The organism is Agrococcus sp. GW821-FHT14H11, from assembly GCF_058803545.1.
In genome coordinates this window covers 219645-241225 of record NZ_JBXAPA010000005.1, presented here as the reverse complement: position 1 = coordinate 241225, position 21581 = coordinate 219645, and the positions used below count along the sequence as shown (strand labels likewise).

18 protein-coding genes are annotated in these 21581 nt (G+C 73.7%); 11 read left to right on the top strand and 7 right to left on the bottom strand.

Annotated features, from left to right (window positions below; genetic code table 11):
• Positions 1–59 precede the first annotated feature (59 nt).
• The 3 genes from AC1RNL_RS07755 to AC1RNL_RS07745 form a co-directional block, all read right to left on the bottom strand.
• Positions 60–974, bottom strand: coding sequence for a hypothetical protein (locus AC1RNL_RS07755; protein ID WP_492934904.1), 915 nt, complete (start codon positions 972–974; stop codon positions 60–62).
• A gap of 81 nt (positions 975–1055) precedes the next feature.
• On the bottom strand, positions 1056–2546 hold the full coding sequence (locus AC1RNL_RS07750) for a multicopper oxidase family protein (RefSeq protein WP_492934903.1): 1491 nt from the start codon (positions 2544–2546) through the stop codon (positions 1056–1058).
• The gene (locus AC1RNL_RS07745; protein ID WP_492934902.1) at positions 2546–2815 is read right to left on the bottom strand and encodes an SHOCT domain-containing protein; all 270 of its coding nucleotides are present in this window, start codon (positions 2813–2815) and stop codon (positions 2546–2548) included. The genes AC1RNL_RS07750 and AC1RNL_RS07745 overlap by 1 nt, the downstream gene beginning before the upstream one ends.
• Before the next feature lie 161 nt (positions 2816–2976).
• Here AC1RNL_RS07745 and AC1RNL_RS07740 point away from each other — a divergent pair, with 161 nt between their 5' ends.
• A complete protein-coding gene (locus AC1RNL_RS07740) occupies positions 2977–4764 on the top strand; it encodes a DEAD/DEAH box helicase (RefSeq protein ID WP_492934901.1) in 1788 nt (595 codons plus the stop codon).
• Between the two features lie 24 nt (positions 4765–4788).
• Here the strand turns inward: AC1RNL_RS07740 and AC1RNL_RS07735 are convergent, their stop codons facing one another.
• Positions 4789–5430, bottom strand: a complete 642-nt coding sequence (locus AC1RNL_RS07735) for a hypothetical protein (protein ID WP_492934900.1) — start codon at positions 5428–5430, stop codon at positions 4789–4791.
• Between the two features lie 146 nt (positions 5431–5576).
• Between AC1RNL_RS07735 and AC1RNL_RS07730 the strand changes: the two genes are divergently transcribed.
• Positions 5577–6338: a hypothetical protein gene (locus AC1RNL_RS07730; protein WP_492934899.1), complete on the top strand. Its 762-nt coding sequence runs from the start codon at positions 5577–5579 to the stop codon at positions 6336–6338.
• A 57-nt stretch (positions 6339–6395) separates the two neighbouring features.
• On the top strand, positions 6396–7022 hold the full coding sequence (locus tag AC1RNL_RS07725; RefSeq protein WP_492934898.1) for a class F sortase: 627 nt from the start codon (positions 6396–6398) through the stop codon (positions 7020–7022).
• A gap of 3 nt (positions 7023–7025) precedes the next feature.
• Here AC1RNL_RS07725 and AC1RNL_RS07720 read toward each other — a convergent pair whose 3' ends face one another.
• Positions 7026–7688 carry a hypothetical protein gene (locus tag AC1RNL_RS07720; protein WP_492934897.1) on the bottom strand — a complete coding sequence of 221 codons (663 nt, stop codon included), beginning with the start codon at positions 7686–7688 and terminating at the stop codon, positions 7026–7028.
• A 121-nt stretch (positions 7689–7809) separates the two neighbouring features.
• Between AC1RNL_RS07720 and AC1RNL_RS07715 the strand changes: the two genes are divergently transcribed.
• The 4 genes from AC1RNL_RS07715 (at position 7810) to AC1RNL_RS07700 (ending at position 12627) form a co-directional block, all read left to right on the top strand.
• Positions 7810–9315 carry an MmgE/PrpD family protein gene (locus AC1RNL_RS07715; RefSeq protein WP_400531405.1) on the top strand — a complete coding sequence of 502 codons (1506 nt, stop codon included), beginning with the start codon at positions 7810–7812 and terminating at the stop codon, positions 9313–9315.
• Positions 9315–10238 carry a methylisocitrate lyase gene (gene prpB / locus AC1RNL_RS07710; protein ID WP_128189461.1) on the top strand — a complete coding sequence of 308 codons (924 nt, stop codon included), beginning with the start codon at positions 9315–9317 and terminating at the stop codon, positions 10236–10238. Before AC1RNL_RS07715 ends, prpB begins: the two co-directional genes overlap by 1 nt.
• A complete protein-coding gene (locus AC1RNL_RS07705) occupies positions 10235–11314 on the top strand; it encodes an oxidoreductase (RefSeq protein WP_310121616.1) in 1080 nt (359 codons plus the stop codon). The genes prpB and AC1RNL_RS07705 overlap by 4 nt, the downstream gene beginning before the upstream one ends.
• Before the next feature lie 149 nt (positions 11315–11463).
• Positions 11464–12627, top strand: coding sequence for an acyl-CoA dehydrogenase family protein (locus AC1RNL_RS07700; RefSeq protein ID WP_492934896.1), 1164 nt, complete (start codon positions 11464–11466; stop codon positions 12625–12627).
• A 322-nt stretch (positions 12628–12949) separates the two neighbouring features.
• Here AC1RNL_RS07700 and AC1RNL_RS07695 read toward each other — a convergent pair whose 3' ends face one another.
• The gene (locus AC1RNL_RS07695) at positions 12950–14926 is read right to left on the bottom strand and encodes a BCCT family transporter (RefSeq protein WP_492934895.1); all 1977 of its coding nucleotides are present in this window, start codon (positions 14924–14926) and stop codon (positions 12950–12952) included.
• A gap of 228 nt (positions 14927–15154) precedes the next feature.
• On the opposite strand from AC1RNL_RS07695, the gene AC1RNL_RS07690 reads away from it, so the two are divergent.
• The 4 genes from AC1RNL_RS07690 to AC1RNL_RS07675 all read left to right on the top strand — a co-directional run bounded on the left by AC1RNL_RS07690 (position 15155) and on the right by AC1RNL_RS07675 (position 19723).
• A complete protein-coding gene (locus AC1RNL_RS07690) occupies positions 15155–16327 on the top strand; it encodes a bifunctional 2-methylcitrate synthase/citrate synthase (RefSeq protein WP_492934894.1) in 1173 nt (390 codons plus the stop codon).
• Complete coding sequence (locus AC1RNL_RS07685) at positions 16324–17154, top strand: aldo/keto reductase (protein ID WP_492934893.1); 831 nt, start codon at positions 16324–16326, stop codon at positions 17152–17154. Before AC1RNL_RS07690 ends, AC1RNL_RS07685 begins: the two co-directional genes overlap by 4 nt.
• Before the next feature lie 224 nt (positions 17155–17378).
• On the top strand, positions 17379–17798 hold the full coding sequence (locus tag AC1RNL_RS07680; protein WP_128189473.1) for a DUF2695 domain-containing protein: 420 nt from the start codon (positions 17379–17381) through the stop codon (positions 17796–17798).
• Between the two features lie 164 nt (positions 17799–17962).
• On the top strand, positions 17963–19723 hold the full coding sequence (locus AC1RNL_RS07675) for a thioredoxin domain-containing protein (RefSeq protein WP_492934892.1): 1761 nt from the start codon (positions 17963–17965) through the stop codon (positions 19721–19723).
• 16 nt (positions 19724–19739) lie between these two features.
• On the opposite strand, the gene AC1RNL_RS07670 is transcribed toward AC1RNL_RS07675, so the two are convergent.
• Positions 19740–21563 carry a dolichyl-phosphate-mannose--protein mannosyltransferase gene (locus AC1RNL_RS07670; protein ID WP_492934891.1) on the bottom strand — a complete coding sequence of 608 codons (1824 nt, stop codon included), beginning with the start codon at positions 21561–21563 and terminating at the stop codon, positions 19740–19742.
• Positions 21564–21581 lie beyond the last annotated feature (18 nt).

Below are 21581 nucleotides of genomic sequence, written 5' to 3'. Positions count from 1 at the left end.
AGACGCGACGACGCCCGCCGACAGGATCGGCGGGCGTCGTCGCGTGCGGGGCGGATGCGTCAGGCGCGGCCGGTCTCCTCGGCGTGCGTCTCGTCGGCGCTGGCCTGGTCGGCGTGGGCGTCGTCCGCCCCGCCCTCGGGCGCTGCCTCGACGTCGGTCTCGGCCGGCGGCGTCGCGATGTCGGGGTCGGCACCGATGACGGCGGTGCCGTCCTGGGCGTCGGCGCTCGGACCCGGCGGGTCGGCCTCGCGCTCGCCGGCCGGCTCGTCGTGGCCCTGGTGGCCCTCCTCCGGAGCGGGGGAGTAGCCGCGGGGCGCGTCGTCGCCGGGGTGCGCGGGGGCCTCGGGCAGCGTGCCGCCCTCGGGCGCATCGTGGTGGGGCCGCGCGCGGTCGTCGGCGTCGGAGCCGGCGACCGAGTCGCCGGGCAGCGTGCCGCCGCGCGTGGCGGCGGGGTCGGCGCCGATCTCGTCGGCCGTCGGCACGACGCCGTCGCCGAAGGCGGCCGCCGTGGCGGCTGCCGCGCCGGCTCCGCCCGCGAGGCCGGCCGAGACACCGGCGGCGCCCTGGGCCTCGGAGACCGCAGGCGCACCGCGCTCGCGTGCGCGCGCATCCGCCGCCTCGGCGTAGTCGGGGTGGGGCTGCCCGGGCGCGAGGTCGTCGTGGTCGGCCGCGTCGCCGTCGAGCGGGTTGTCGCCGATGAGCGGCGGCTGCTCCTCGCCGAACTCGCCGCGGCGCTCGAGCACGAACACCGACGCGAGCATGGTGATGAGCGAGAGGCCCACGAAGGTCCAGCCGAGCACGTTGTTGCCGACGATGCCGAGGCCGTCGGTGACGCGCGTGTAGCTGAGGATGGCGAGCAGCGCGCCGACGCCGACGAGCACGCTCGTCGTGACGACGAACCAGGTGGGCCGGGTGCGGCGCGTGGCGATCACGGCGCCGACGACGAGGGCTGCGAGACCGAGCAGGTAGTGCATGCGGTCAGCCTAGGGGCGATGGCTGGATCGGTGTCGAGCGAAGAGGGTGGGCGCCAGGAACCGCTCGCGGCCGTGCCGCCGTCAGCCGCCCGCGCGCTCGACCGTGGCCATCATCCCGGCGTCCTCGTGGTCGAGGATGTGGCAGTGGTAGACCGTGACGCCGCTGAACCGCGTGAAGGCGATCCGCACGACCACGCGCCCCTGGGCGGGCACGTGCACGACGTCGCGCCATCGCACGTCGGCGACGGCGGCGCCGTCGGCCTCGACGACCTGCATCGGCCACACGTGCAGGTGGAAGGGATGGTCCATGGGCGTCGGGTTGGAGATCGTCCACTCCTCGACCGCGTCCGCCGCGACGCGCTGGTCGATGCGCGCCTCGTCGAACGCGCGGCCATCGAAGCCGAACGACCCCATGCCGCCGGGACCCATCCCGCCCGCGGGACCCATGCCCATCCCCATGCTCATGCTGAAGGAGATCGCGCGCCGCGCGTCGGGCTCGCGTCCGCGCAGATCGGCGTCGGCGGGTCGCGACGGCACGGCGGGCGCCGCGCCGGTGGCAGCGCTCGCCCCCTCGATCCTGACGTCGGCGAGCACGCCTGGACCGGAGACGTCTGCCGCGCCCGCCATCATCCCCGCCATCGCCGACAGCCGGTCGTGCCCCAGGGTGCGCAGTTCCGAGGAGCCCGCGCGCATGGTGACGAGCAGGTCGATGCGGTTGCCGGGAGCGAGGAGCGCCTCCTCGATCTCCCGGGGAGCCGGCTCGTGGCCGGAGTCGGTGCCCAGCAGGTGCAGCTGCTGACCGGGCAGCGCGAGGCGCAGGTACCTCGAGGTGCAGGCGTTGACGACCCGCCAGCGCTCCCGCTCGCCGGGCCGCGCGGTGATCTGCGGTCGCAGCTGGCCGTTGACCAGCAGCAGCTCGCCCTCGCGGCCGAGCATCCGCTGCATCGCCCCGGCGGGCGCGACCGCGCCGGCGGGCGTCAGCGTGGTGTCCGAGATCACCAGCACCCGCTCGCGCGCCTCCGGGACGTCGTCGTCGTCCTCGACGACGATCGCGCCGAACATCCCGGCGAAGACCTGATCGGCGACGCTGCCGTGCCGGTGCGGGTGGTACCAGAAGACCCCCGGCGGGTGGTCCTCCGGCAGGTCGAAGGCGTAGTCGAACGCCTCGCCCGGCGCGATGCTGAGGAACGGGTTGTCGGAGCTGCCCGAGGGCGAGACGGAGAGGCCGTGGGTGTGGAGGTTGGTCGGCACGGCGAGCCGGTTCACGAGCCGGACCTCGATGCGGTCACCGGGCCGCACCCGCCACGTGGTCGCGGGCACGGCGCCGCTGTACGCGAGCACGCGTGCCCGGCGCCCCGCGAGCTCGACCTCCTCGCTCGCGGCGACGAGCTCGGTGCGCAGCACGCCGCCGGCGCTCCGCACCGCCGCGGGCTCGCGCAGCGCCGGCCCGCGACCGACGCCCGTCGCCGCCCAGGGCAGGCCCGTGCTCGCGAGGCCCACCCCGCCGACGGCGATCCCGAGCGCGCTCCACGCGCCGAGCGCGAGCGCCTGGCGACGGGTGATCGGCTCCATCAGCCGTCGCCGCGGATCCGCCCGAGGCGCTCGTCGTACTCGGCGGTGTCGATCTCGCCGCGGGCGTAGCGCTCGTCGAGGATCGCGCGCGCCTGCGCCTGCGCCTGCGCGTCACCGGGCGCCGGTCCTCGCCGGCGGGGGTCGACGCCGCCGACCGTGAGGCGCACGAGCAGGATCACGAGCGTCGCGATCCCCGCGAGCAGCAGCAGCAGCAGGAAGACCCAGCTCCAGCCCGCGGCCATCCCTGCCCAGCCCCAGTCGCCCATCATGCTGCACCGTCCCTCCCCGCCGATGGCGGTTCGTGCAGCGCGCACGCGGTCGTGCGCGCCGCTCCCCGGTGCCGGGAAGACGCCGTCAGGATACCCCCGGAGGTATCTGCGGACAAGGGCCTCGGCGCGCCGTGTGGGCGGTCTCGCCTACCCTTGATCCAGTGACGAGCCCCGCGACCGAGACGCACGCCAGCAGCGCGCACTTCGGCTCGTGGGCGGCCGACCACCTCCCGCCGAACTACCCCGAGCGCGCCGCCTGGGGCACCGTGCAGCCGCTGCGCGCCTGGCAGGAGGAGGCGCTCACCCAGTACTTCACCACCGAGCCGCGCGACTTCCTCGCGGCCGCGACCCCGGGCGCCGGCAAGACGACCTTCGCGCTGCGCCTCGCCTCCGAGCTGCTGCGCCGCGGCACCGTCTCGCGCATCACCGTCGTGGCGCCCACCGAGCACCTGAAGCAGCAGTGGGCCGACGCCGCGCACCGCGCGGGCATCCGGCTCGACCCCGACTTCTCGAACGGCGACGGCGACTACCCCCGGCAGTACCACGGCGTCGTCGTGACGTACGCGCAGGTCGCGGCCCGCGCATCCGTGCACGAGCGCATCACCCGCTCGGCGCCGAGCCTCATCATCCTCGACGAGGTGCACCACGCCGGCGACGCGCTCTCGTGGGGCGACGCGGTGCTCGAGGCGTTCGGTCCGGCCGCGCGCCGCCTGTCGCTGACGGGCACGCCGTTCCGCAGCGACACCTCGCCCATCCCGTTCGTCGAGTACATCCGCGACGAGCGCGGCGTGCGCATCTCGAGCACCGACTACGCCTACGGCTACGACGCGGCGCTCCGCGACGGCGTCGTGCGCCCGGTCGTCTTCATGGCCTACGCGGGCACGATGCAGTGGCGCACCTCGATGGGCGACGAGATGAAGGCCACGCTCGGCCAGGGCGACACGAAGGACATCACGAACGGCGCCTGGCGCACAGCCCTCGACCCGGGCGGCGAGTGGATCCAGCAGGTGCTGCGCTCGGCCGACGTGCGGCTGACGCACGTGCGCCACTCGGTGCCGGATGCGGGCGGTCTCGTGATCGCGACCGACCAGGCCCAGGCGAGGCAGTACGCGCAGCTGCTGCGCGCCATCTCGGGGGAGGAGCCGACCGTCGTGCTCTCCGACGACGCGGGCGCCTCCGACCGGATCAGCGCGTTCTCGGCCGGCACGTCGAGGTGGATGGTGGCGGTGCGGATGGTCTCGGAGGGCGTCGACGTCCCGCGGCTCGCGGTGGGCGTCTACGCCACGAGCTCGGCGACGCCGCTCTTCTTCGCGCAGGTGATCGGCCGCTTCGTGCGCTCGCGGAAGCGCGGCGAGATCGCGACGGTGTTCCTGCCCTCGGTGACGCCGCTGCTCACGCTCGCCGCCGAGCTCGAGCGGCAGCGCGACCACGCGCTCGACAAGGAGCAGGACGACGACCAGCTGCTCGACGACGACCTCATGGCCGCCGCCGAGCAGGGCGATAGTGACGACCGCGAGCCTGCGCCGTTCACGTGGGAGCCGCTCGAGTCGAGCGCCACCTTCGACCGGGTGCTCTTCGGCGACGCCGAGTTCGGCCAGCTCGTCGAGCCGGCGACCGAGGAGGAGATGGACTTCATCGGCATCCCCGGGCTGCTCGACGCCGAGGAGGTCTCCGACCTGCTGAAGCGGCGCCACGCGCGGCAGGCCGCGCGCATCCGCGACCGGCCGCCCAACCAGGAGGCGCCCGAGCCGCTCTACCGGAACATGCGCGAGGAGCGGCAGCTGCTCAACTCGCTCGTCGCGATCGTCGCCAAGCGCCGAGGTGAGGCGCACGCGCTCGTGCACGCCGAGGCGCGAAGGATCTGCGGCGGGCCGCCGGTCGCGCAGGCGTCGATGCAGCAGCTGCGCGACCGCATCCACTACCTGCGACGGGTCGTCGACAAGCGCTGAGCCGCTCGCTGGCGGCCTCGGCGCCTAGTCGTGCTCGACCCAGCAGACGAGCACCGAGGATGCGACGGCGTAGGCGACCTCGGACTGCGTCATCGTGCCGTCGGCGAGCTGCTCGGGGAGGCCCGTCGCGTCGACCAGGAGGGTCTTGCCGTCGCGGAGGAACGCGACCACGCCGTCGCCGGTCGAGAACGACGGCAGGCCGAGCCCGAGCATCCCCTCGATCTCCTCGGCGCCGGGAAGGCTGCCCTGCAGCTCGGCGAAGTGCGCCTCGCCGACCGCGGGATCGGTCGCGTCGTGCACCGAGAGCACGAGCGGCGCCCCGTCGACGTCGTAGGTGCAGGTGAAGTCGGGCGAGTCCCAGGCGGTTGCGGGCGGCTCGGGGTCGCTCAGCCGCAGCATGGAGACGACGGCGGTCTCGACCTGCCCGCCGCAGACCATCGCGGCCGCCTCGGACGGCCCGCCCGACGCATCCGCCGAGCCGTGCGCGCCGTGGTCGCCGTGCTCGGAGCCGGGCATGACGCTGCCGTCGGGCATCGTGTGCGAGGCCTCGGGCGACGGGGACGTCGTCGGCGCGGGCGCTGCGCCCGGCCCGGCGGTCGCGGTAGCGCAGCCGGTCAGCATGAGAGCCGCGACGGCGAGGACGGCGAGTCGGTGCGAGCTGGTCATGCCGGTGGTTCGGCGCGACACGGCCGGCGGATTGCGGATGCGCGCGCAGCGCCCACCCGATCCAATCCGCCGTGGGGAGGGTGCCGAACCCCACACCACGAGGGCACAAGCCTTGTGCCCGAGATCCTCCGGAAGAGGTCCATCCCATGAAGAACAAGGCAGTTCTGCTCGGCGCCCCGGCGCTCGGGCTCGGTCTCGTCATGCTGGGCGCTGCCCCGGCCATGGCCCACGACGCCTCCGGCTCGTACTCGACGATGCTCGAGGAGATCAACAACAGCGGCGCATCCGGCGAGGTCTGGATCGACGTCGAGGGCACGACCGCGACGGTCACGCTGAACGCATCCGGCCTCGCGGCCGAGTTCGACGGCGCGCCCTACCCGCACGTGCAGCACATCCACATCGGCGCGCAGGGCGTCTGCCCGAGCCCCGACGCCGACACCAACGGCGACGGCATCATCAGCACCACCGAGGGCGGCCCGTCGTACGGCGACATCGGCACGACGCTCTCGGTCGGCGACGCCGACAAGAGCCCGGCCGGCGGCCTCGACCTCGCGGCCGCTCCCGCGGGCGACACCATCTCGTACGAGGAGACGTTCGAGCTCGACCAGGCCACGATGGCTGCGCTCGAGGGCGGCACCGCGGTCGTCGTCGTGCACGGCCTCGACCCGGCCACGCAGCCCGAGGCCGGCACGAGCGAGAGCGACCTCGTGCCCGAGCTGCCGCTGGCAGCCACCTCGCCCGCGCTCTGCGGCGCCCTCGCCATGGCTCCGGCCGGCGGCGTGGACACCGGCGTCGAGCAGGGCACCGACGGCACCGCGATGACCGTGACCGCGCTGGGCGGCCTGCTGGCCGTCGGCACCGTCGCCGGTGTCGTGATGCTCCGTCGCCGCGCGATCACGAACGACTGACCACCCGTCAGCTCGATGATCTCCCCTGGAACGGGCCGCCGCCATCGCCTCACGGCGGTGGCGGCGGCCCTCCTGCTCTCGCTCACGGCCTGCGCCGGCACGGGAGCCGATGCCCCGCTTGAGGCGGCGCCGTCGCCCGCCACGACGCAGTCGCCCGCGCCTGCCCCCTCCGAGAGCGCCGAGCAGCAGGCCGACGACGCGGCCCCCGCCGCCGCCCCCGCCATGGAGGCTTCGACGCCCATCAGCGTCAGCATCCCCGCGATCGACCGCGAGGCCCCGCTCATCCGCACCGGCATGCGCGACGACGGCACCCTCGAGGTGCCCCCCGACGCCGATGGGTCGCCCGCGAGCTGGTACGACGGCTCGCCCACGCCCGGCGAGGTCGGCGCGGCGGTGCTGCTCGGCCACGTCAACTCGCTCACCGACGACAGCGGCGTCTTCTACGACCTCGTCTCGCTCGAGGTCGGCGACGAGGTGAGCGTCGCCCGCGAGGACGGCACCACCGCGACCTTCGAGATCTACCGCGTCGAGTCGTTCGCGAAGTCCGAGTTTCCGACGCGCGACGTCTACTACCCGGTGCCCGACCCCGAGCTGCGCCTCATCACGTGCGACGACCTCGGCGAGGCCGACGGCGAATTCCCGAACAACCTCATCGTCTTCGCGCGGCTGGTGGCGACGGCGTAGCGGTCACGGCGCCGGCGGGGTCTCCCAGCCCTGCAGCGCCGGGCACACCTGCCACGAGACGACGACGTCGCCGCGGTCGAGCGGGATGCCCGCCATGTCGGCGTGCATCTGCACGCCGTCGGCGCCCTCGTGGCGGCTCACCGCATCCCACTGCAGGAGCGTCGTGAGGGCCCCGTCGGGGTGCACCGAGATGCCGTAGCTGCGCGTGTTGTCGCTCATCGAGATGCGCGTCTGCTCCATGCCGCGCTCGGTGGCCCACGCGACGAGCGCCTGGTCGATCTCGTCGAGCCGCGCGCCGTCGTCGCCGCCGTCGAGGTAGGCGCGGGCGAACCGCATCCGGCAGTCGTTCGTCAGCATCGTCCAGCTCGACGCGCACAGCACGTCGAAGCGGTCGAGCGCGCCCGGCAGGTCGAAGCCGCCGCGGTACTGGGCGTCGGCCGGCACCTCGTCGACCTTGTCCTCGGGGCCGCCCCAGAAGACGTCGTCGTGGCAGCGCGCCGACGGGCCGAGCATGTGGCCGATCGGCTCCGCAGGGGACGCGGTCGCGCCCGGGTCGGTGCGGTCGGGGCCGCCGCCGGTGGGCAGGCAGCCGCTCAGGGCGACCAGCGCGGCCACGGCGACGAGGCAGCGCATCGCGCGTGCCCGGGAACGGCCGACGACCGCCATGACCGCCTCCTCATCGAGGCCTCCGCTTCGGGAGTCGTGCCGATCGTACGCCCGTGCCCCCTCGGCGGCCAGGGGCGTCACGCGGCACGCGCCGTCAGCGTGCATCGCTAGGCTCGGCACCATGCAGCACCATGATGTGAGAGCCCGCAAGAGCGCCGAGAACCTGCCCCGCGAGGAGCAGCTCGCCTGGAAGATCGCCCAGGTCGCCGTCGACCCGGTCGAGGTCGAGGCCGAGGTCGTCGAGATGATCGCGAACCGCATCATCGACAACGCGTCGGTGGCGATCGCGAGCCTCAACCGCCCGCCGGTCGTGTCAGCCCGCGAGCAGGCGCAGCGCCACCCGTACGAGCCCGGTGCCGCGGTCTACGGCATCGAGGACCGCGTGAGCCCCGAGTGGGCCGCCTGGGCGAACGGCGTCGCCGTGCGCGAGCTCGACTACCACGACACGTTCCTGGCCGCCGACTACTCCCACCCGGGCGACAACATCCCGCCGATCCTCGCGGTCGCGCAGCACGTCGGCTGCGACGGGCGCGCGCTCGTGCGCGGCATCGCGACCGGCTACGAGATCCAGGTCGACCTCGTGCGCGCGATCAGCCTCCACAAGCACAAGATCGACCACGTCGCCCACCTCGGCCCGTCGGCCGCCGCCGGCATCGGCACGATGCTCGGCCTCGAGGCCGAGACGATCTTCCAGGCGGTCGGCCAGGCGCTGCACACCACGACCGCCACCCGCCAGTCGCGCAAGGGCGAGATCTCCACCTGGAAGGCGCACGCCCCCGCGTTCGCCGGGAAGATGGCGGTCGAGTCGGTCGACCGCGCCATGCGCGGCCAGACGAGCCCCGTGCCGATCTACGAGGGCGAGGACGGCGTGATCGCCTGGCTGCTCGACGGCTGGGAGGGCGCCTACCAGGTGCCACTGCCCGCGCCGGGCGAGCCCAAGCGCGGCATCCTCGACACGTACACGAAGGAGCACTCGGCCGAGTACCAGGCGCAGGCCTGGATCGACCTCGCGCGCAAGCTCGGCGCCGAGCGCCCCGAGCTGCGCGACCCCGAGAACGTCGCGTCGATCGTGCTGCACACGAGCCACCACACGCACTACGTCATCGGCTCGGGCGCCAACGACCCGCAGAAGTACGACCCGACGGCCTCGCGCGAGACCCTCGACCACTCGATCCCGTACATCGTCGCGGTCGCGCTGCAGGACGGCGGCTGGCACCACGTCGACTCCTACGCGCCCGAGCGCGCCGCCCGGCCGGACACGGTCGAGCTGTGGAACAAGATCTCCACGCTCGAGGACCCAGTGTGGACCGAGCGCTACCACGACCCGGACCCCGACAAGAAGGCGTTCGGCGGCCGCATCGTCATCACGCTCACCTCGGGCGAGACGATCGAGGACGAGATCTCGGTGGCGGATGCGCACCCGGCCGGCGCGCGCCCGTTCGGCCGGGCGGAGTACGTGCAGAAGCTGCGCACGCTCGCGCAGGGCATCATCGACGACGCAGAGATCGACCGCTTCCTCGGGCTCGTCGAGCGCCTGCCCGAGCTGACGGCCGACGAGGTGCGGCAGCTCAACGTCGTGGCGCCCGCGGGCACCGTCGACGCCGGCACGACGCAGGGCATCTTCTAGTGCTGTCGACCAGCGTCACGCCCAACGAGAAGCGCAAGGCGCTGCGGGCGGGCCTCGCCTCCGGCACGCTGCAGCGCTTCCCGGGCGCCTTCACGCCGCTGTCGGCGCCGCTCATCCAGCAGCTCGGCTTCGAGGGGGCCTACATCTCGGGCGCCGTCATGGCGGCCGAGCTGGGGCTGCCCGACATCGGCCTGACGACGCTCACCGAGGTCGCCCAGCGCGGCCGCGAGATCTCGCGCATGACCGACCTGCCGACGCTCATCGACGCCGACACGGGCTTCGGCGAGGCGATGAACGTCGCGCGCGCCGTGCACGAGCTCGAGGACGCGGGCGTCTCGGGACTCCACCTCGAGGACCAGGTCAACCCCAAGCGGTGCGGCCACCTCGACGGCAAGGAGGTCGTGCCGCTCGACCAGGCGGTGCAGCGCATCGCGGCCGCCGTCGCCGCGCGCCGCGACAGCGACCTGCTCATCATGGCCCGCACCGACATCCGCGGCGTCGCCGGGCTCGAGGCCGCGAAGGACCGCGCGAAGGCGCTCGAGGCCGCCGGCGCCGACGCGATCTTCCCCGAGGCGATGGCCACGCTCGAGGAGTTCGCGGCGATCCGCGAGGCCGTCGACGTGCCGATCCTCGCCAACATGACCGAGTTCGGCAAGAGCGCGCTCTTCACCCACCAGCAGCTGCAGGACGTGGGGGTCAACATCGCCATCCACCCGGTGTCGCTGCTGCGCATCGCGATGGGCGCGATCGAGCGCGAGCTCGGCGTGCTGGCCGAGACGGGCACCCTCGAGGGCGCGGTCGAGCGCATGCAGACGCGCGCGCGGCTCTACGAGCTCAACGACTACGCCGCCTACAGCGCCTTCGACGAGGGCGTGTTCGACTTCGAGGTGCCCGGTCGCCTCATCGGGGGCGCGCACGGATGAGCCTGCTCTTCTCGCCCGTCACGGTGGGCGCCGTCGAGGTGCGCAACCGCGCCTGGGTCTCGCCCATGTGCCAGTACTCGTGCGAGCAGCTCGACGGCGTGCCCGGCCAGTGGCACCTCGAGCACCTCGCCTCCTTCGCGCGCGGCGGCGCGGGCCTCGTCATGACCGAGGCCGCCGCGGTCGTGCCCGAGGGCCGCATCTCGCCGCAGGACGCCGGCATCTGGGACGACGAGCAAGGCGAGGCGTGGGCGGTGATCGCCGAGCGCATCCGCGCCCACGGCGCCGTGCCCGCCATCCAGCTCGCCCATGCCGGCCGCAAGGCATCCACGTACCGCCCGTGGAGCGGCCGCGGCAGCGTGCCGCAGGGCGAGGGCGGCTGGCAGACGGTCAGCGCGGGCGCGGATGCGTTCGGCCGGTTCGCGCCGCCGCGCGCGCTGGGTGCCGACGAGGTGGCGCAGCTGCCGGAGCGCTTCGCCGAGGGCGCCCGACGCGCCGCGGCCGCGGGCTTCGACGCGATCGAGGTCCACGCCGCGCACGGCTACCTGCTGCACCAGTTCCTCTCACCGCTCACCAACCACCGCGACGACGAGTGGGGGCCCGACGCCGACGGCCTCCGCGTCGAGCTGCTGCGCCGCGTCGTCGCGGCCGTGCGCGAGGCGGCGCCGGACGCCGCGCTCATGGTGCGCCTCAGCGCCTCCGACTGGGTCGAGGGCGGCATCGACACGCGCCTCACGATCGAGCACGTGCGCGCCGCCGCCGATGCGGGCGCCGACTGGTTCGACCTCTCCTCCGGCGGGCTCGACCCGCGGCAGGAGATCCCGCTCGGGCCCGGCTACCAGGTGCACTTCGCCCGCGACGTGCGCGCCGCGACGGGCCTGCCCGTCAACGCCGTCGGGCTCATCGACGAGCCGTCGCACGCCGAGCAGCTGCTCGCCGAGGGCGACGCCGACGCGGTGATGCTCGCCCGCGCGTGGCTGCGCAACCCGCACTGGGCCCTCGCGGCCGAGGCCGCCCTCGACGGCGAGCCCGAGGCATCCGTCTGGCCTCCGCAGTACACGAGGGCGCGGCAGGCATAGCCGCGCCCTCGGCCCCGCTCCGCGCCGAGCCGTTCGCCTCCGTGCCGTAAGGTGCAAGGCGACTGCTCAGCGCGGAGCGAGGCCGACTGATCCCGATCGGATCGCGGCATCCCGCGCGGATGGCGGCTCCCTAGACACAAGGAGACGGGATGACGATCGATCTGGCCACCTACGCCCTCAGCGACGACGAGCTGACGCTCGCGGAGACCATCCGCGACTTCGCCGACCGCGTCGTGGCGCCCGTCTCGTACGAGGCCGACCGCACGAAGACGCTCCCGATGGACGTCGTCGCCCAGATGGGCGAGATGGGCCTGTTCGGCATCCCCTTCCCCGAGGAGCACGGCGGCCAGGGCGGCGACTACTTCGCGCTCTGCCTCGCGATCGAGGCGCTCGCGCGCGTCGACCAGTCGATCGCCATCACGCTCGAGGCGGGCGTGAGCCTCGGCGCCATGCCCGTGTTCCGCTTCGGCACGCCCGAGCAGCAGGCCGAGCTGCTGCCGCCGCTGCTCGAGGGCACCGCGCTGGCCGGCTTCGGCCTCACCGAGCCCGGCGCCGGCTCCGACGCGGGCGCGACCCGCACGACCGCGCGCCTCGACGGCGACGAGTGGGTCATCAACGGCGCGAAGCAGTTCATCACCAACTCCGGCACGTCCATCACGAAGTTCGTCACCGTCACGGCTGTCACGGGCGAGCAGGACGGCCGCAAGGAGATCTCGACGATCATCGTGCCGAACGGCACCCCCGGCTTCACTGTCGACCCCGGCTACGACAAGGTCGGCTGGCACGCCTCCGACACGCATCCGCTCACCTTCTCCGACGCGCGCGTGCCCGCGGCGAACCTGCTGGGGGAGCGCGGCCGCGGCTTCGCCAACTTCCTGCACATCCTCGACGAGGGGCGCATCGCGATCGCGGCGCTCGCCACCGGCGCGGCCGAGGGCTGCCTCGAGGCCGCGGTCGACTACGCGAAGCAGCGCACGGTCTTCGGCGAGCCGCTGTCGACCCGCCAGAGCATCCAGTTCACGCTCGCGCGCATGCAGGCGCGCGTGCACAGCGCGCGCCTCGCGTGGCACCACGCGGCGCGCCTGCGCGACGCCGGCAAGCCGTTCAAGACCGAGGCGGCGATCGCCAAGCTCACCGCGAGCGACGCCGCGATGGACAATGCGCGCGAGGCGACGCAGATCTTCGGCGGCAACGGCTTCATGAACGAGTACCCGGTGGCGCGGCACTTCCGCGACTCGAAGATCCTCGAGATCGGCGAGGGAACGAGCGAGGTGCAGCTGCTGGTGGTGGCGCGGGCGCTCGGCGTGGCCTGAGCCGCGGCATTCCGTTGGTCGAGTAGGCCGCGTCACCCCGTCGGTCGAGTAGGCCGCGCAGCGGCCGTATCGAGACCGAGCTCGGCTTCGTCTCGATACGGCCCTCCGGGCCTACTCGACGAACGGGGTGGGGAGCGGCCGTACCTCGCCCCGTTGGTCGAGTAGGCCGCGCAGCGGCCGTATCGAGACCGCAGCACCCCGTTGGTCGAGTAGGCCGCGGAGCGGCCGTATCGAGACCGCGCCCGGCTTCGTCTCGATACGGCCCTGCGGGCCTACTCGACGAACGGGGAGGCCCTGCGGGCCCACTCGACGAACGGGAGCACTACTCGGACGCCGGCGGGGCGGGCCGCTCCGCCGCGCGCCGCTCCCGCTCCTCCTCGCCGACGACGAGCGCGTTGTCGCCCGACGCGGTGTGGTCGGGGCGATCCGGGCCCTTCGGCTGGATGCGACCGGGGTCGAGGGTGCGCTGCACGCCCTGGGCGTCGATCGGCCCGGTCGTCGCATCCGTGTACCACTCGGTGAGCGCCGGGTCGTCGGTGTCGAGCCACGCGCCCGCGCCGTCGTCGGCGTGCACGCCGCTCGAGCCGAAGACGAAGTCGTCGCCGTGCTCCTCGATGCCGAGCCGCACGCCCTGCGCGATTGCGGCCTTCGCGTACTTGTGGCGCAGCATGTAGGGGTCCGTGCGCAGGTCCTTCGCCCAGGCGACCATGATGCCGATCACCACGAACGCGAAGGGCAGCGCCGTCACGACCATGAGCGACTGCACGCCGCTGAGCGCCTCCTCGCCGCCGGCGACGAGCAGCGTCGCGGCGGTCGCGCCGAGCAGCACTCCCCACGTGATGGTCACCCAGCGGCTCGGCTCGGGCTTGCCGCCCTGGCTCATCGACGCCATCACGATCGACGCCGAGTCGGCGGAGGTGACGAAGAAGATGACGATCGACACGAGCGCGAGGATCGACGTGATGACGCCGAACGGCAGGTTGCCGAGCATCGCGAAGAGCATCGCCTCCGACGAGCCCGCCTCGCTGATGCCGAGCCCGGCCGCCTCCATCGACATCGACGTGCCGCCGACGATCGTGAACCAGACGAGGCAGACGGCCGACGGCACGACCACGACGACGGTGACGAACTCGCGCAGGGTGCGGCCGCGGGAGATCTTCGCGACGAACATCCCGACGAACGGTGTCCACGACACCCACCACGCCCAGTAGTAGGTGGTCCAGGCGGAGAGGAACGCGGCCGAGTCCTCGCTCTGCGCGGGGTTGCGCATGAGCATCGTGCCGAGGTCCTCGAAGAACGCGACCGTGACCGACGGCAGCAGGTTCAGCAGCAGCAGCGTCGGGCCAGCGACGAGCACGAAGACCCCGAGCACGCCGGCCACGACCATGTTGATGTTCGACAGGGCCCGGATGCCGCGCTTGATGCCCGAGACGGCCGAGACCACGAAGAGGGCCGTGAGCACCGCGATGGTGCCGATGATGAAGGCGTTGCCGACCTCGCCGATCCCCGCGACCATCTCGAAGCCGCGGCCGATCTGCAGCGCGCCGATGCCGAGCGAGATGGCGGTGCCGCCGAGCGTGACGATGATCGCGAAGACGTCGACGAGCTGGCCGAGCCAGCCCTCGGTGCGCTGGCCGAAGATGGGCGTGAAGATCGCCGAGATCAGCGGCGAGCGCCCGCGGCGGTAGGCGCCGTAGGCGATCGCGCCGCCCACGAGCGCGTAGTAGGCCCACGCCATCGGTCCCCAGTGGAGCAGCGTCTGCGCGAGCGCGGAGTGCATCGCGTCGACGGTGCCGGGCTCAGCGTCGAAGCCGTGCGGGGGAGCGAGGAAGTAGGTGAGCGGCTCCATGGGGCCGTAGAAGAGCAGGCCGATGCCGATGCCGGCGGAGAAGAGCATCGCGATCCAGGAGACGGTCGAGAACTCGGGCTCCTCGTCGTCGGAGCCGAGCCGCACGCCGCCGGTGCGGCCGTAGCCGACGAACATCATGAAGACCGTGATCGCGATCGTGAGCGCCCCGAAGAGCCAGCCGAAGTTCGTCGTCACCCAGCCGAGCGAGGCCGAGCCGGTCGCCTGGATGCTCGCCGGGTCGAGGATGCCCCAGACGATGACGGCGGCGATGAAGGCGCCGGCGATCGCGAACACGGCCCAGTTCGTGCCGAAGGTGCGGCCGGTGCGCTCGACGCCGATGCCGGGGATGAGCGCCGGATGCACGAGGCCGGGCTCCGTCACCTCCCGGATGACCTGCCGCACGGGGGTGCGGCGCGGATGCTCAGGGGTCGTGGGCGGCGTCTCGGCCATGGCGTCTCAGCTCGTCTCGTGTCGTTCGGTGCGGTCTCGTTCCAGCCCTCGCGGGCGACAGGCGACGCTATCGCGGGCCTCCGGCGCATCCTGCGAGCATCGGTGGATCGTTGCGGCATCGTGATCGCCCATGCCCGGGCACAGACGTCGTTCGCCGGGCGAACGATCTTCGGAGCGGCCGTGCCCTAGAGTCGGATCGCGCCCCACACCTGTTCACCGAGGAGCACCATGACCCAGCCCGAGGCCCAGCCCGAGATCAAGAAGGGGCTCGCCGGCGTCGTCGCCGACACCACCGAGATCTCGAAGGTCAACCCCGACACGAACTCGCTGCTCTACCGCGGCTACCCGGTCCAGGAGCTCGCCGCGACGCAGCCGTTCGAGGCTGTCGCCTACCTGCTCTGGCACGGCGAGCTGCCCGACGCGGCGCAGCTGACTGAGTTCCGCGCGAAGGAGCGCGGGCTGCGTGCGCTGCCCGACAACGTCAAGACGGTCATGGATGCGCTGCCCACGAGCGCGCACCCGATGGACGTCGTGCGCACGGCCGTCAGCATCGTCGGGGCCAACGACCCCGACGCCGACGACGCATCCACCGACCTCGACAAGGCGTTCGCGCTCTTCGCCGTGCTGCCGGCGATCGTCAGCTACGAGCAGCGCCGCCGCCGCGGCGAGCAGCTTGTGCCCCCGCGCGACGACCTCGACTACGCCGCGAACTTCCTCTGGATGTCGTTCGGCGAGGAGGCCGACGAGGTCGTCGTCGATGCCTTCAACCAGTCGATGGTGCTCTACGCCGAGCACTCGTTCAACGCATCCACCTTCACCGCCCGCGTCGTCACCTCGACGCTCGCCGACCTCTACTCGGCGGTCACCGCGGCCGTCGGCGCGCTCAAGGGCCACCTGCACGGCGGCGCGAACGAGGCCGTGATGGAGGTCTTCCACGAGGTGGGCGAGCCGTCGAAGGCCGACGCGTGGATGCAGACCGCGCTCGACGAGAAGCGCAAGATCATGGGCTTCGGGCACCGGGTCTACAAGAACGGCGACTCGCGCGTGCCCACCATGCGCGCCGCGCTCGAGCGGCTCGTCGAGCACTACGACGCCCCCGAGACGCTCGAGATGTACACGGCGCTCGAGCAGGCGATGGCCGACCGCAAGCCCATCAAGCCCAACCTCGACTTCCCGTCGGGCCCCGCCTACGCGCTCATCGGCTTCGACGTGCCGATCTTCACGCCGCTGTTCGTCGCGGCGCGCGTCACCGGCTGGACCGCCCACATCATCGAGCAGCGCGCCAACAACGCGCTCATCCGCCCCCTCTCGGCGTACAGCGGCCCCGACGAGCGCCACGTGCCCGGCGTCGACACCGCAGCCCTGCCCGAGGACAGGTCCACGATCGAGGAGACCGAATGACCACCATCCCCACCCTGCAGCTCAACGACGGCCGCACGATCCCGCAGCTCGGGTTCGGCGTCTTCAAGGTCGACCCGGCCGAGACCGAGCGCATCGTCACCGAGGCGCTCGAGGCCGGCTACCGCCACATCGACACCGCCACCATCTACGGCAACGAGGAGGGCGTCGGCCGCGCGCTCGCCGCGAGCGGCATCGCGCGCGACGAGCTCTACGTCACGACGAAGCTCTGGAACGACCGGCGCGGCGAGGCGGCGGCGCGTGAGGCGCTGGGCGCGAGCCTCGAGATGCTCGGCCTCGACCACGTCGACCTCTACCTCATCCACTGGCCGACGCCCGCGAACGGCAGCCCGGTCGAGACCTGGCAGACGCTCGCCGCGATGCGCGACGAGGGCCTCACCTCGTCGATCGGCGTCTCGAACTTCGACGAGCGCTACCTGCCCGAGATCCTCGACACCGGCATCGTGCCCGCGGTCAACCAGATCGAGCTGCACCCGCAGTTCCAGCAGCGCGCCGCGGTCGAGCTCTCGGCGCAGCACGACATCAAGATCGAGGCCTGGGGCCCGCTCGGCCAGGGCAAGGTCGACTACTCGACCGGCGTCATCGGCGAGATCGCGCAGCGCCTCGGCGTCTCGTGGGCGCAGGTCACGCTGGCCTGGCACCTCGCCGAGGGCCGGATCGTCTTCCCCAAGTCGAGCAGCCCCGAGCGCATGGCCGAGAACCTCGCCGCCGCGTCGGTGCAGCTGACGCCCGAGGACATCGCGGCGATCGACGCGCTCGACCAGGGCGCGGCCGGCCGCGTCTCGGCCGACCCCGCCGAGGTGAGCTGACCCGACCCCGCCGGGCGGACGCATCCGCCCGCCCCGTCCGGAACCGATCCCGCTCGACGACCCGTTGCACCCGGCACGACCCGGTGCACCGGGTCGTCGTCGGTCGAGCGGGTCGATCCGCCGGCCGTCGCCGCCGACGGGGTGGACGGCCGTGCAGCGCGGCCCTCCACAGGCGGGCGGATGCGCCGCACGGGCCGGCCGGGAGGTCTGCGACCGTGCGCGGCATGGAGAGATCGATCAGCGACGAGGCCGAGGCCTACGTGCGCAGCCTGCTCGACGACTGGCTCGTGCCGCACCCCGGGGAGTGCGTCGCCTGCTTCCTCGACCGCGCGCTCGAGCGCTCGAGCTGCGACGGCGACCTGCGGTTCGCCGAGCTCTACCGCGACCTCGCGGCGCCGCGCGCGACGGCGCTGCTGCCGCGGCTGCGTGCAGCGGGCGGCTACTGCGACTGCGAGGTGCTGAGCAACGCGATGCAGCCGGCGTGGCACCTGTGGTCCACGAGCCGCGAGCTCGACCTCGACGGGCGGTCGATCGTGCTCGAGGCCGAGCCGCCCGAGGCGATGCCGCCCTGCACGGGCGTGCGCCGCGGCTCGACGCAGCCGTGCCGCAACTGGCACCGCATGCGCCGCCCCACGCGCTGGTGAGGCCCGGCGCCCGCTCGCTGGTGTGATCCGTTCCACCGAGCGGGACCCCTTCCACCGAGCGGGACCCGGTGCACCGGGTCCCCTGCGGTGGAACGGGTCCCGTTCGAGCGCACGGAGTTCGACCGCACCGGCGGGCGCTGAGGCGGCAGGCGTAGCGTGGGCGGATGGAGAGCGTCGACAACCGGCTCGCGGGCGCCGCGAGCGCCTACCTCAGGCTGCACGCCGACAACCCGGTCGACTGGCGGGAGTGGGGCGAGGCGGCGTTCGCCGAGGCGCGCGAGCGCGGCGTGCCGGTCTTCGCGTCGGTCGGCTACGCCACGTGCCACTGGTGCCACGTGATGGCGCGCGAGTCGTTCGCCGACGCCGAGGTCGGAGCCGCGCTCCGCGCAGGCTTCGTCGCCGTGAAGGTCGACCGCGAGGAGCGGCCCGACGTCGACGCCGCGCTCATGGGCGCGGCATCGGCCTTCACGCGCCAGCTCGGCTGGCCGCTCAGCGTCTTCCTCACGCCCGACGGGCAGCCGTTCTTCGCCGGCACCTACTACCCGCCCACCGCCCGGCAGGGCGTGCCCGGCTTCCGCGACGTGCTCCGCGGCGTCGCCGCGGCCTGGCAGGAGCAGCCGGATGCGGTGCTCGACACCGCGGGGCGCGTGCAGGAGGCGCTCCGCGCCGCGCGGGCCGGCTCCGGCGAGCGTGCCGACGCGCTGCCGGACGCGGCCGAGATCCGGGCGGCGCTCGCCGGCGTCGCGGCGCAGGAGGACCCGGAGCACGGCGGGCTCGGCGAGGGGCAGAAGTTCCCGCAGGCGCCGCTCATCCTGGCGCTCGTCGACGTCGATCCGGCGCTCGCGGGCCGGCTGCTCGACGCGGCGGCCGGCGACGACGCGGTGGTCGCGGGCGGCGGCTACTCGCACCTGCGCGGCCGCGACGGCGGCTTCTTCCGCTACGCGACGCGCCGCGACTGGGCCGCGCCCCACTTCGAGCGGATGCTCATCGACAACGCGCAGCTGCTGCACGCCGCGACGCTGCTCGGGCGCGAGACCGTGGCGGCCGGCATCGTCGGCTTCCTCGACGACGTGCTGCGGCTGTCCGGCGGCGCGCTCGCGGTCGCCGAGGACGCCGAGTCGACCGTGCGTGGGCAGCGCGTCGAGGGCGGCTGGCACCTGGGCCCGCCGTCGCCCGAGCGCGAGCGGCCGCCGCTCGACCGGCTCGTCGTGACGGCCGCGAACGGGCTCGCGATCGAGGCGCTCAGCATCCGGGCGCTGCGCGACGGCGATGAGCGGGCGCTCACGCTCGCACGCGGCGCGGCGGAGCACCTGCTCGCGCATCACGTGCGACCTACGCCCGAGGGCGTGCAGCTCGTGCACGCGAGCCTCGACGGGCAGGCCTCCGACGCGGTCGCGACCGCGGCCGACGCCGGCTGCCTCGCGAGCGGCCTGCTCGCGCTCACCGCCGCGACCGGCGAAGCGCGCTGGGCCGTGGAGGCCCGCGCGATCCTCGAGGCGGCACCCGATCCCGCCGCCGTCGCCGGGCAGGGCCCGGCGCTCGAGCTCGGGCCGGCCTCCGACGGCGACGCGCCGTCGGGCGAGGCCGCGCTCGCGGGAGCGCTGCACGGGCTCTACGCGCTGAGCGGCGACGCCGAGCACCTCGAGCGCGCGACCCGCCTGCTCGACGCGACCCTGGCCATCCGCAACCCGTTCGCCGGCGCCGCGACGCTGCGGGTCGCGGCGGTCCTCGCCGAGCCGCCGCAGACGCTCGTGCTCGTCGGCGACCCGCCCGCGGCCTTGCGCCGCGAGCCCGGCGCCCTCGTCGTGAGCCCCGCGCAGGCGGTCGAGCTCGCGGATGCCGGCTTCGAGCTGCTCGCCGGGAAGGAGGCGCCGGGCGCCTACCGCTGCCGCGGCTTCGTCTGCGACCTGCCCGAGCCGTTCTGACCCGTCAGCGGGGACCTCAGCGGCCTGGCCACGTCGGCGGCCAGTAGCGCAGCCGCACGAGGTCGGAGGGCAGCTCGATGCCGTACCAGACGGGCAGGAACCAGAGCGCGACGGCGATGCTCGCGAGCACGAGCGCCGCGACCGTCAGCCAGCCCCACGCGCGGCGCTCGACGTCGTCGCGCGCGGTCCGCGTCGCAGCCCGCGCGGCCGGGCCGGGCACGGCGGCCGCGAGGTCGGCGTCGAGCCTTGCCGACGCATCCGCCGCGTCATCGACCGGCCGCGCGTCGTCCGCCGCCTCGTGACCCACCCCGAGCCCGTCCGTCGACCGGCTCCGCGCGTCCCCGACCGGACTATGCGGCCCAGCCGACACGGAGCCGGTCGACGGACGGCGCGGCGGCCCGACGAGCACCTGCAGCGCGTGCGCGAGCCCGATGACGAGGAACGGCAGGAAGACGATCGCGTAGAAGAAGAAGATCGTGCGCTCCGGGAACGCGAGCCACGGCACGTACCCGGCAGCGATCGCGACGAGCAGGAAGCCCACGCGCCGGTCGAGCGTGCGGCCGAAGCGGTAGAGCAGGAAGCCGAGCGCGACGATTCCGGCGTACCAGACGACGAGGTTCGGCAGCGCCGTCACCCACCAGGTGCCCGCATCACTGGACGCCATCTCGAAGCCCGTCGGGCGGCCGAGCCACAGCCACTCGTAGGCGGGCGACTGGTACGAGTGGTCGCCGGTGAGCCCCACGTGGAAGCCGAGCTGCTGCGCGTGGTACGCCCAGAGCGACTGCAGCCCGAGCGGCACCCACGCGAGCAGCCCGCCCCAGCGCAGGTCGGCGCGCTCGAGCATGAGCTGCGAGCCCCAGCCGCCGTCGAACCAGCCGACGTAGCTCGCGACGTAGACGACGAGCGCGGGCCCGACGAGCAGCACGAAGCTCGCCGGCGCCTGCGACAGCAGCGTGCCGAGCCACGGCGATCGGTAGCCTGCGCGCCGCCGGTCGAGGGCGTCGAGCAGCACCGTCCAGAGCCCGAAGGCGGCGAGGAACACGGCGCCCGACCACTTCGTCGCGCACGCGGCGCCGAGCAGCACGCCCGCGATGACGAGCCAGGGCCGCGTCCACATGGCGGCGAGGATGCGCCGGGGCCGTTCGGCGAGGGCGCGCACGGTGCGCGCGGGGGAGCCGCGCCGGTCGACGAGCAGCGCGCCGGCCCCGGCCAGCACGAAGAGGGCCAGGATGCCGTCGAGCAGCGCGGTGCGGCTCATGACGATCGCGAAGCCGTCGATCGCCATCCAGAAGCCGGCGAGCGACGCGAACGCCACCGAGCGCAGCATGCCGCGCGCGATCGCGTAGGTGAGGCCGACGAGCGCGATGCCCGCGAGGGCGCTCGGCAACCGCCACCAGAAGGGATCGCCCATGCCGAGCACGGCCATCGCCATGCCGATGATCCACTTGCCGAGCGGCGGGTGCACCACGTAGTCGGGCTCGGTCGTGAGCCCGCCCGCATCGCCCGCCTCGAATCGCTCGTCGCTGCCCTCGACCCACTCGCCCTCGTAGCCGAGCTGCCACGTCGACCAGCCTTCCTTGACGTAGTAGGTCTCGTCGAAGGAGAGCACGCCGGGGTGGCCGAGCACGGTCAGGCGCGCGACCGCCGCGATCGCCAGGATGGCGGCCGGCGCCCCGATCTCGATGCGGCGGCGGATGCGCGGCTCCGTCAGGCGCCGCTCGACCGAGGTGTACGCCGCGGCGATCCGTGCGCCGCGGCGGCGGGAGGGTGCCGCGGGTGCCGGGCCGTCGAGCACCGCGTCGCCGCCCTCGGCGGGATCGACGGTGCGCGGCAGGGTCACGCGGCGATTGTCGCATTC

Bases quoted from the DNA above. Each gene is read 5' to 3' on its own strand.
- AC1RNL_RS07755 (WP_492934904.1), bottom strand. From the start codon at position 974: ATGCACTACCTGCTCGGTCTCGCAGCCCTCGTCGTCGGCGCCGTGATC.
- AC1RNL_RS07750 (WP_492934903.1), bottom strand. From the start codon at position 2,546: ATGGAGCCGATCACCCGTCGCCAGGCGCTCGCGCTCGGCGCGTGGAGC.
- AC1RNL_RS07745 (WP_492934902.1), bottom strand. From the start codon at position 2,815: ATGATGGGCGACTGGGGCTGGGCAGGGATGGCCGCGGGCTGGAGCTGG.
- AC1RNL_RS07735 (WP_492934900.1), bottom strand. From the start codon at position 5,430: ATGACCAGCTCGCACCGACTCGCCGTCCTCGCCGTCGCGGCTCTCATG.
- AC1RNL_RS07730 (WP_492934899.1), top strand. From the start codon at position 5,577: ATGAAGAACAAGGCAGTTCTGCTCGGCGCCCCGGCGCTCGGGCTCGGT.
- AC1RNL_RS07720 (WP_492934897.1), bottom strand. From the start codon at position 7,688: ATGGCGGTCGTCGGCCGTTCCCGGGCACGCGCGATGCGCTGCCTCGTC.
- AC1RNL_RS07715 (WP_400531405.1), top strand. From the start codon at position 7,810: ATGCAGCACCATGATGTGAGAGCCCGCAAGAGCGCCGAGAACCTGCCC.
- AC1RNL_RS07705 (WP_310121616.1), top strand. From the start codon at position 10,235: ATGAGCCTGCTCTTCTCGCCCGTCACGGTGGGCGCCGTCGAGGTGCGC.
- AC1RNL_RS07700 (WP_492934896.1), top strand. From the start codon at position 11,464: ATGACGATCGATCTGGCCACCTACGCCCTCAGCGACGACGAGCTGACG.
- AC1RNL_RS07695 (WP_492934895.1), bottom strand. From the start codon at position 14,926: ATGGCCGAGACGCCGCCCACGACCCCTGAGCATCCGCGCCGCACCCCC.
- AC1RNL_RS07690 (WP_492934894.1), top strand. From the start codon at position 15,155: ATGACCCAGCCCGAGGCCCAGCCCGAGATCAAGAAGGGGCTCGCCGGC.
- AC1RNL_RS07685 (WP_492934893.1), top strand. From the start codon at position 16,324: ATGACCACCATCCCCACCCTGCAGCTCAACGACGGCCGCACGATCCCG.
- AC1RNL_RS07680 (WP_128189473.1), top strand. From the start codon at position 17,379: ATGGAGAGATCGATCAGCGACGAGGCCGAGGCCTACGTGCGCAGCCTG.
- AC1RNL_RS07675 (WP_492934892.1), top strand. From the start codon at position 17,963: ATGGAGAGCGTCGACAACCGGCTCGCGGGCGCCGCGAGCGCCTACCTC.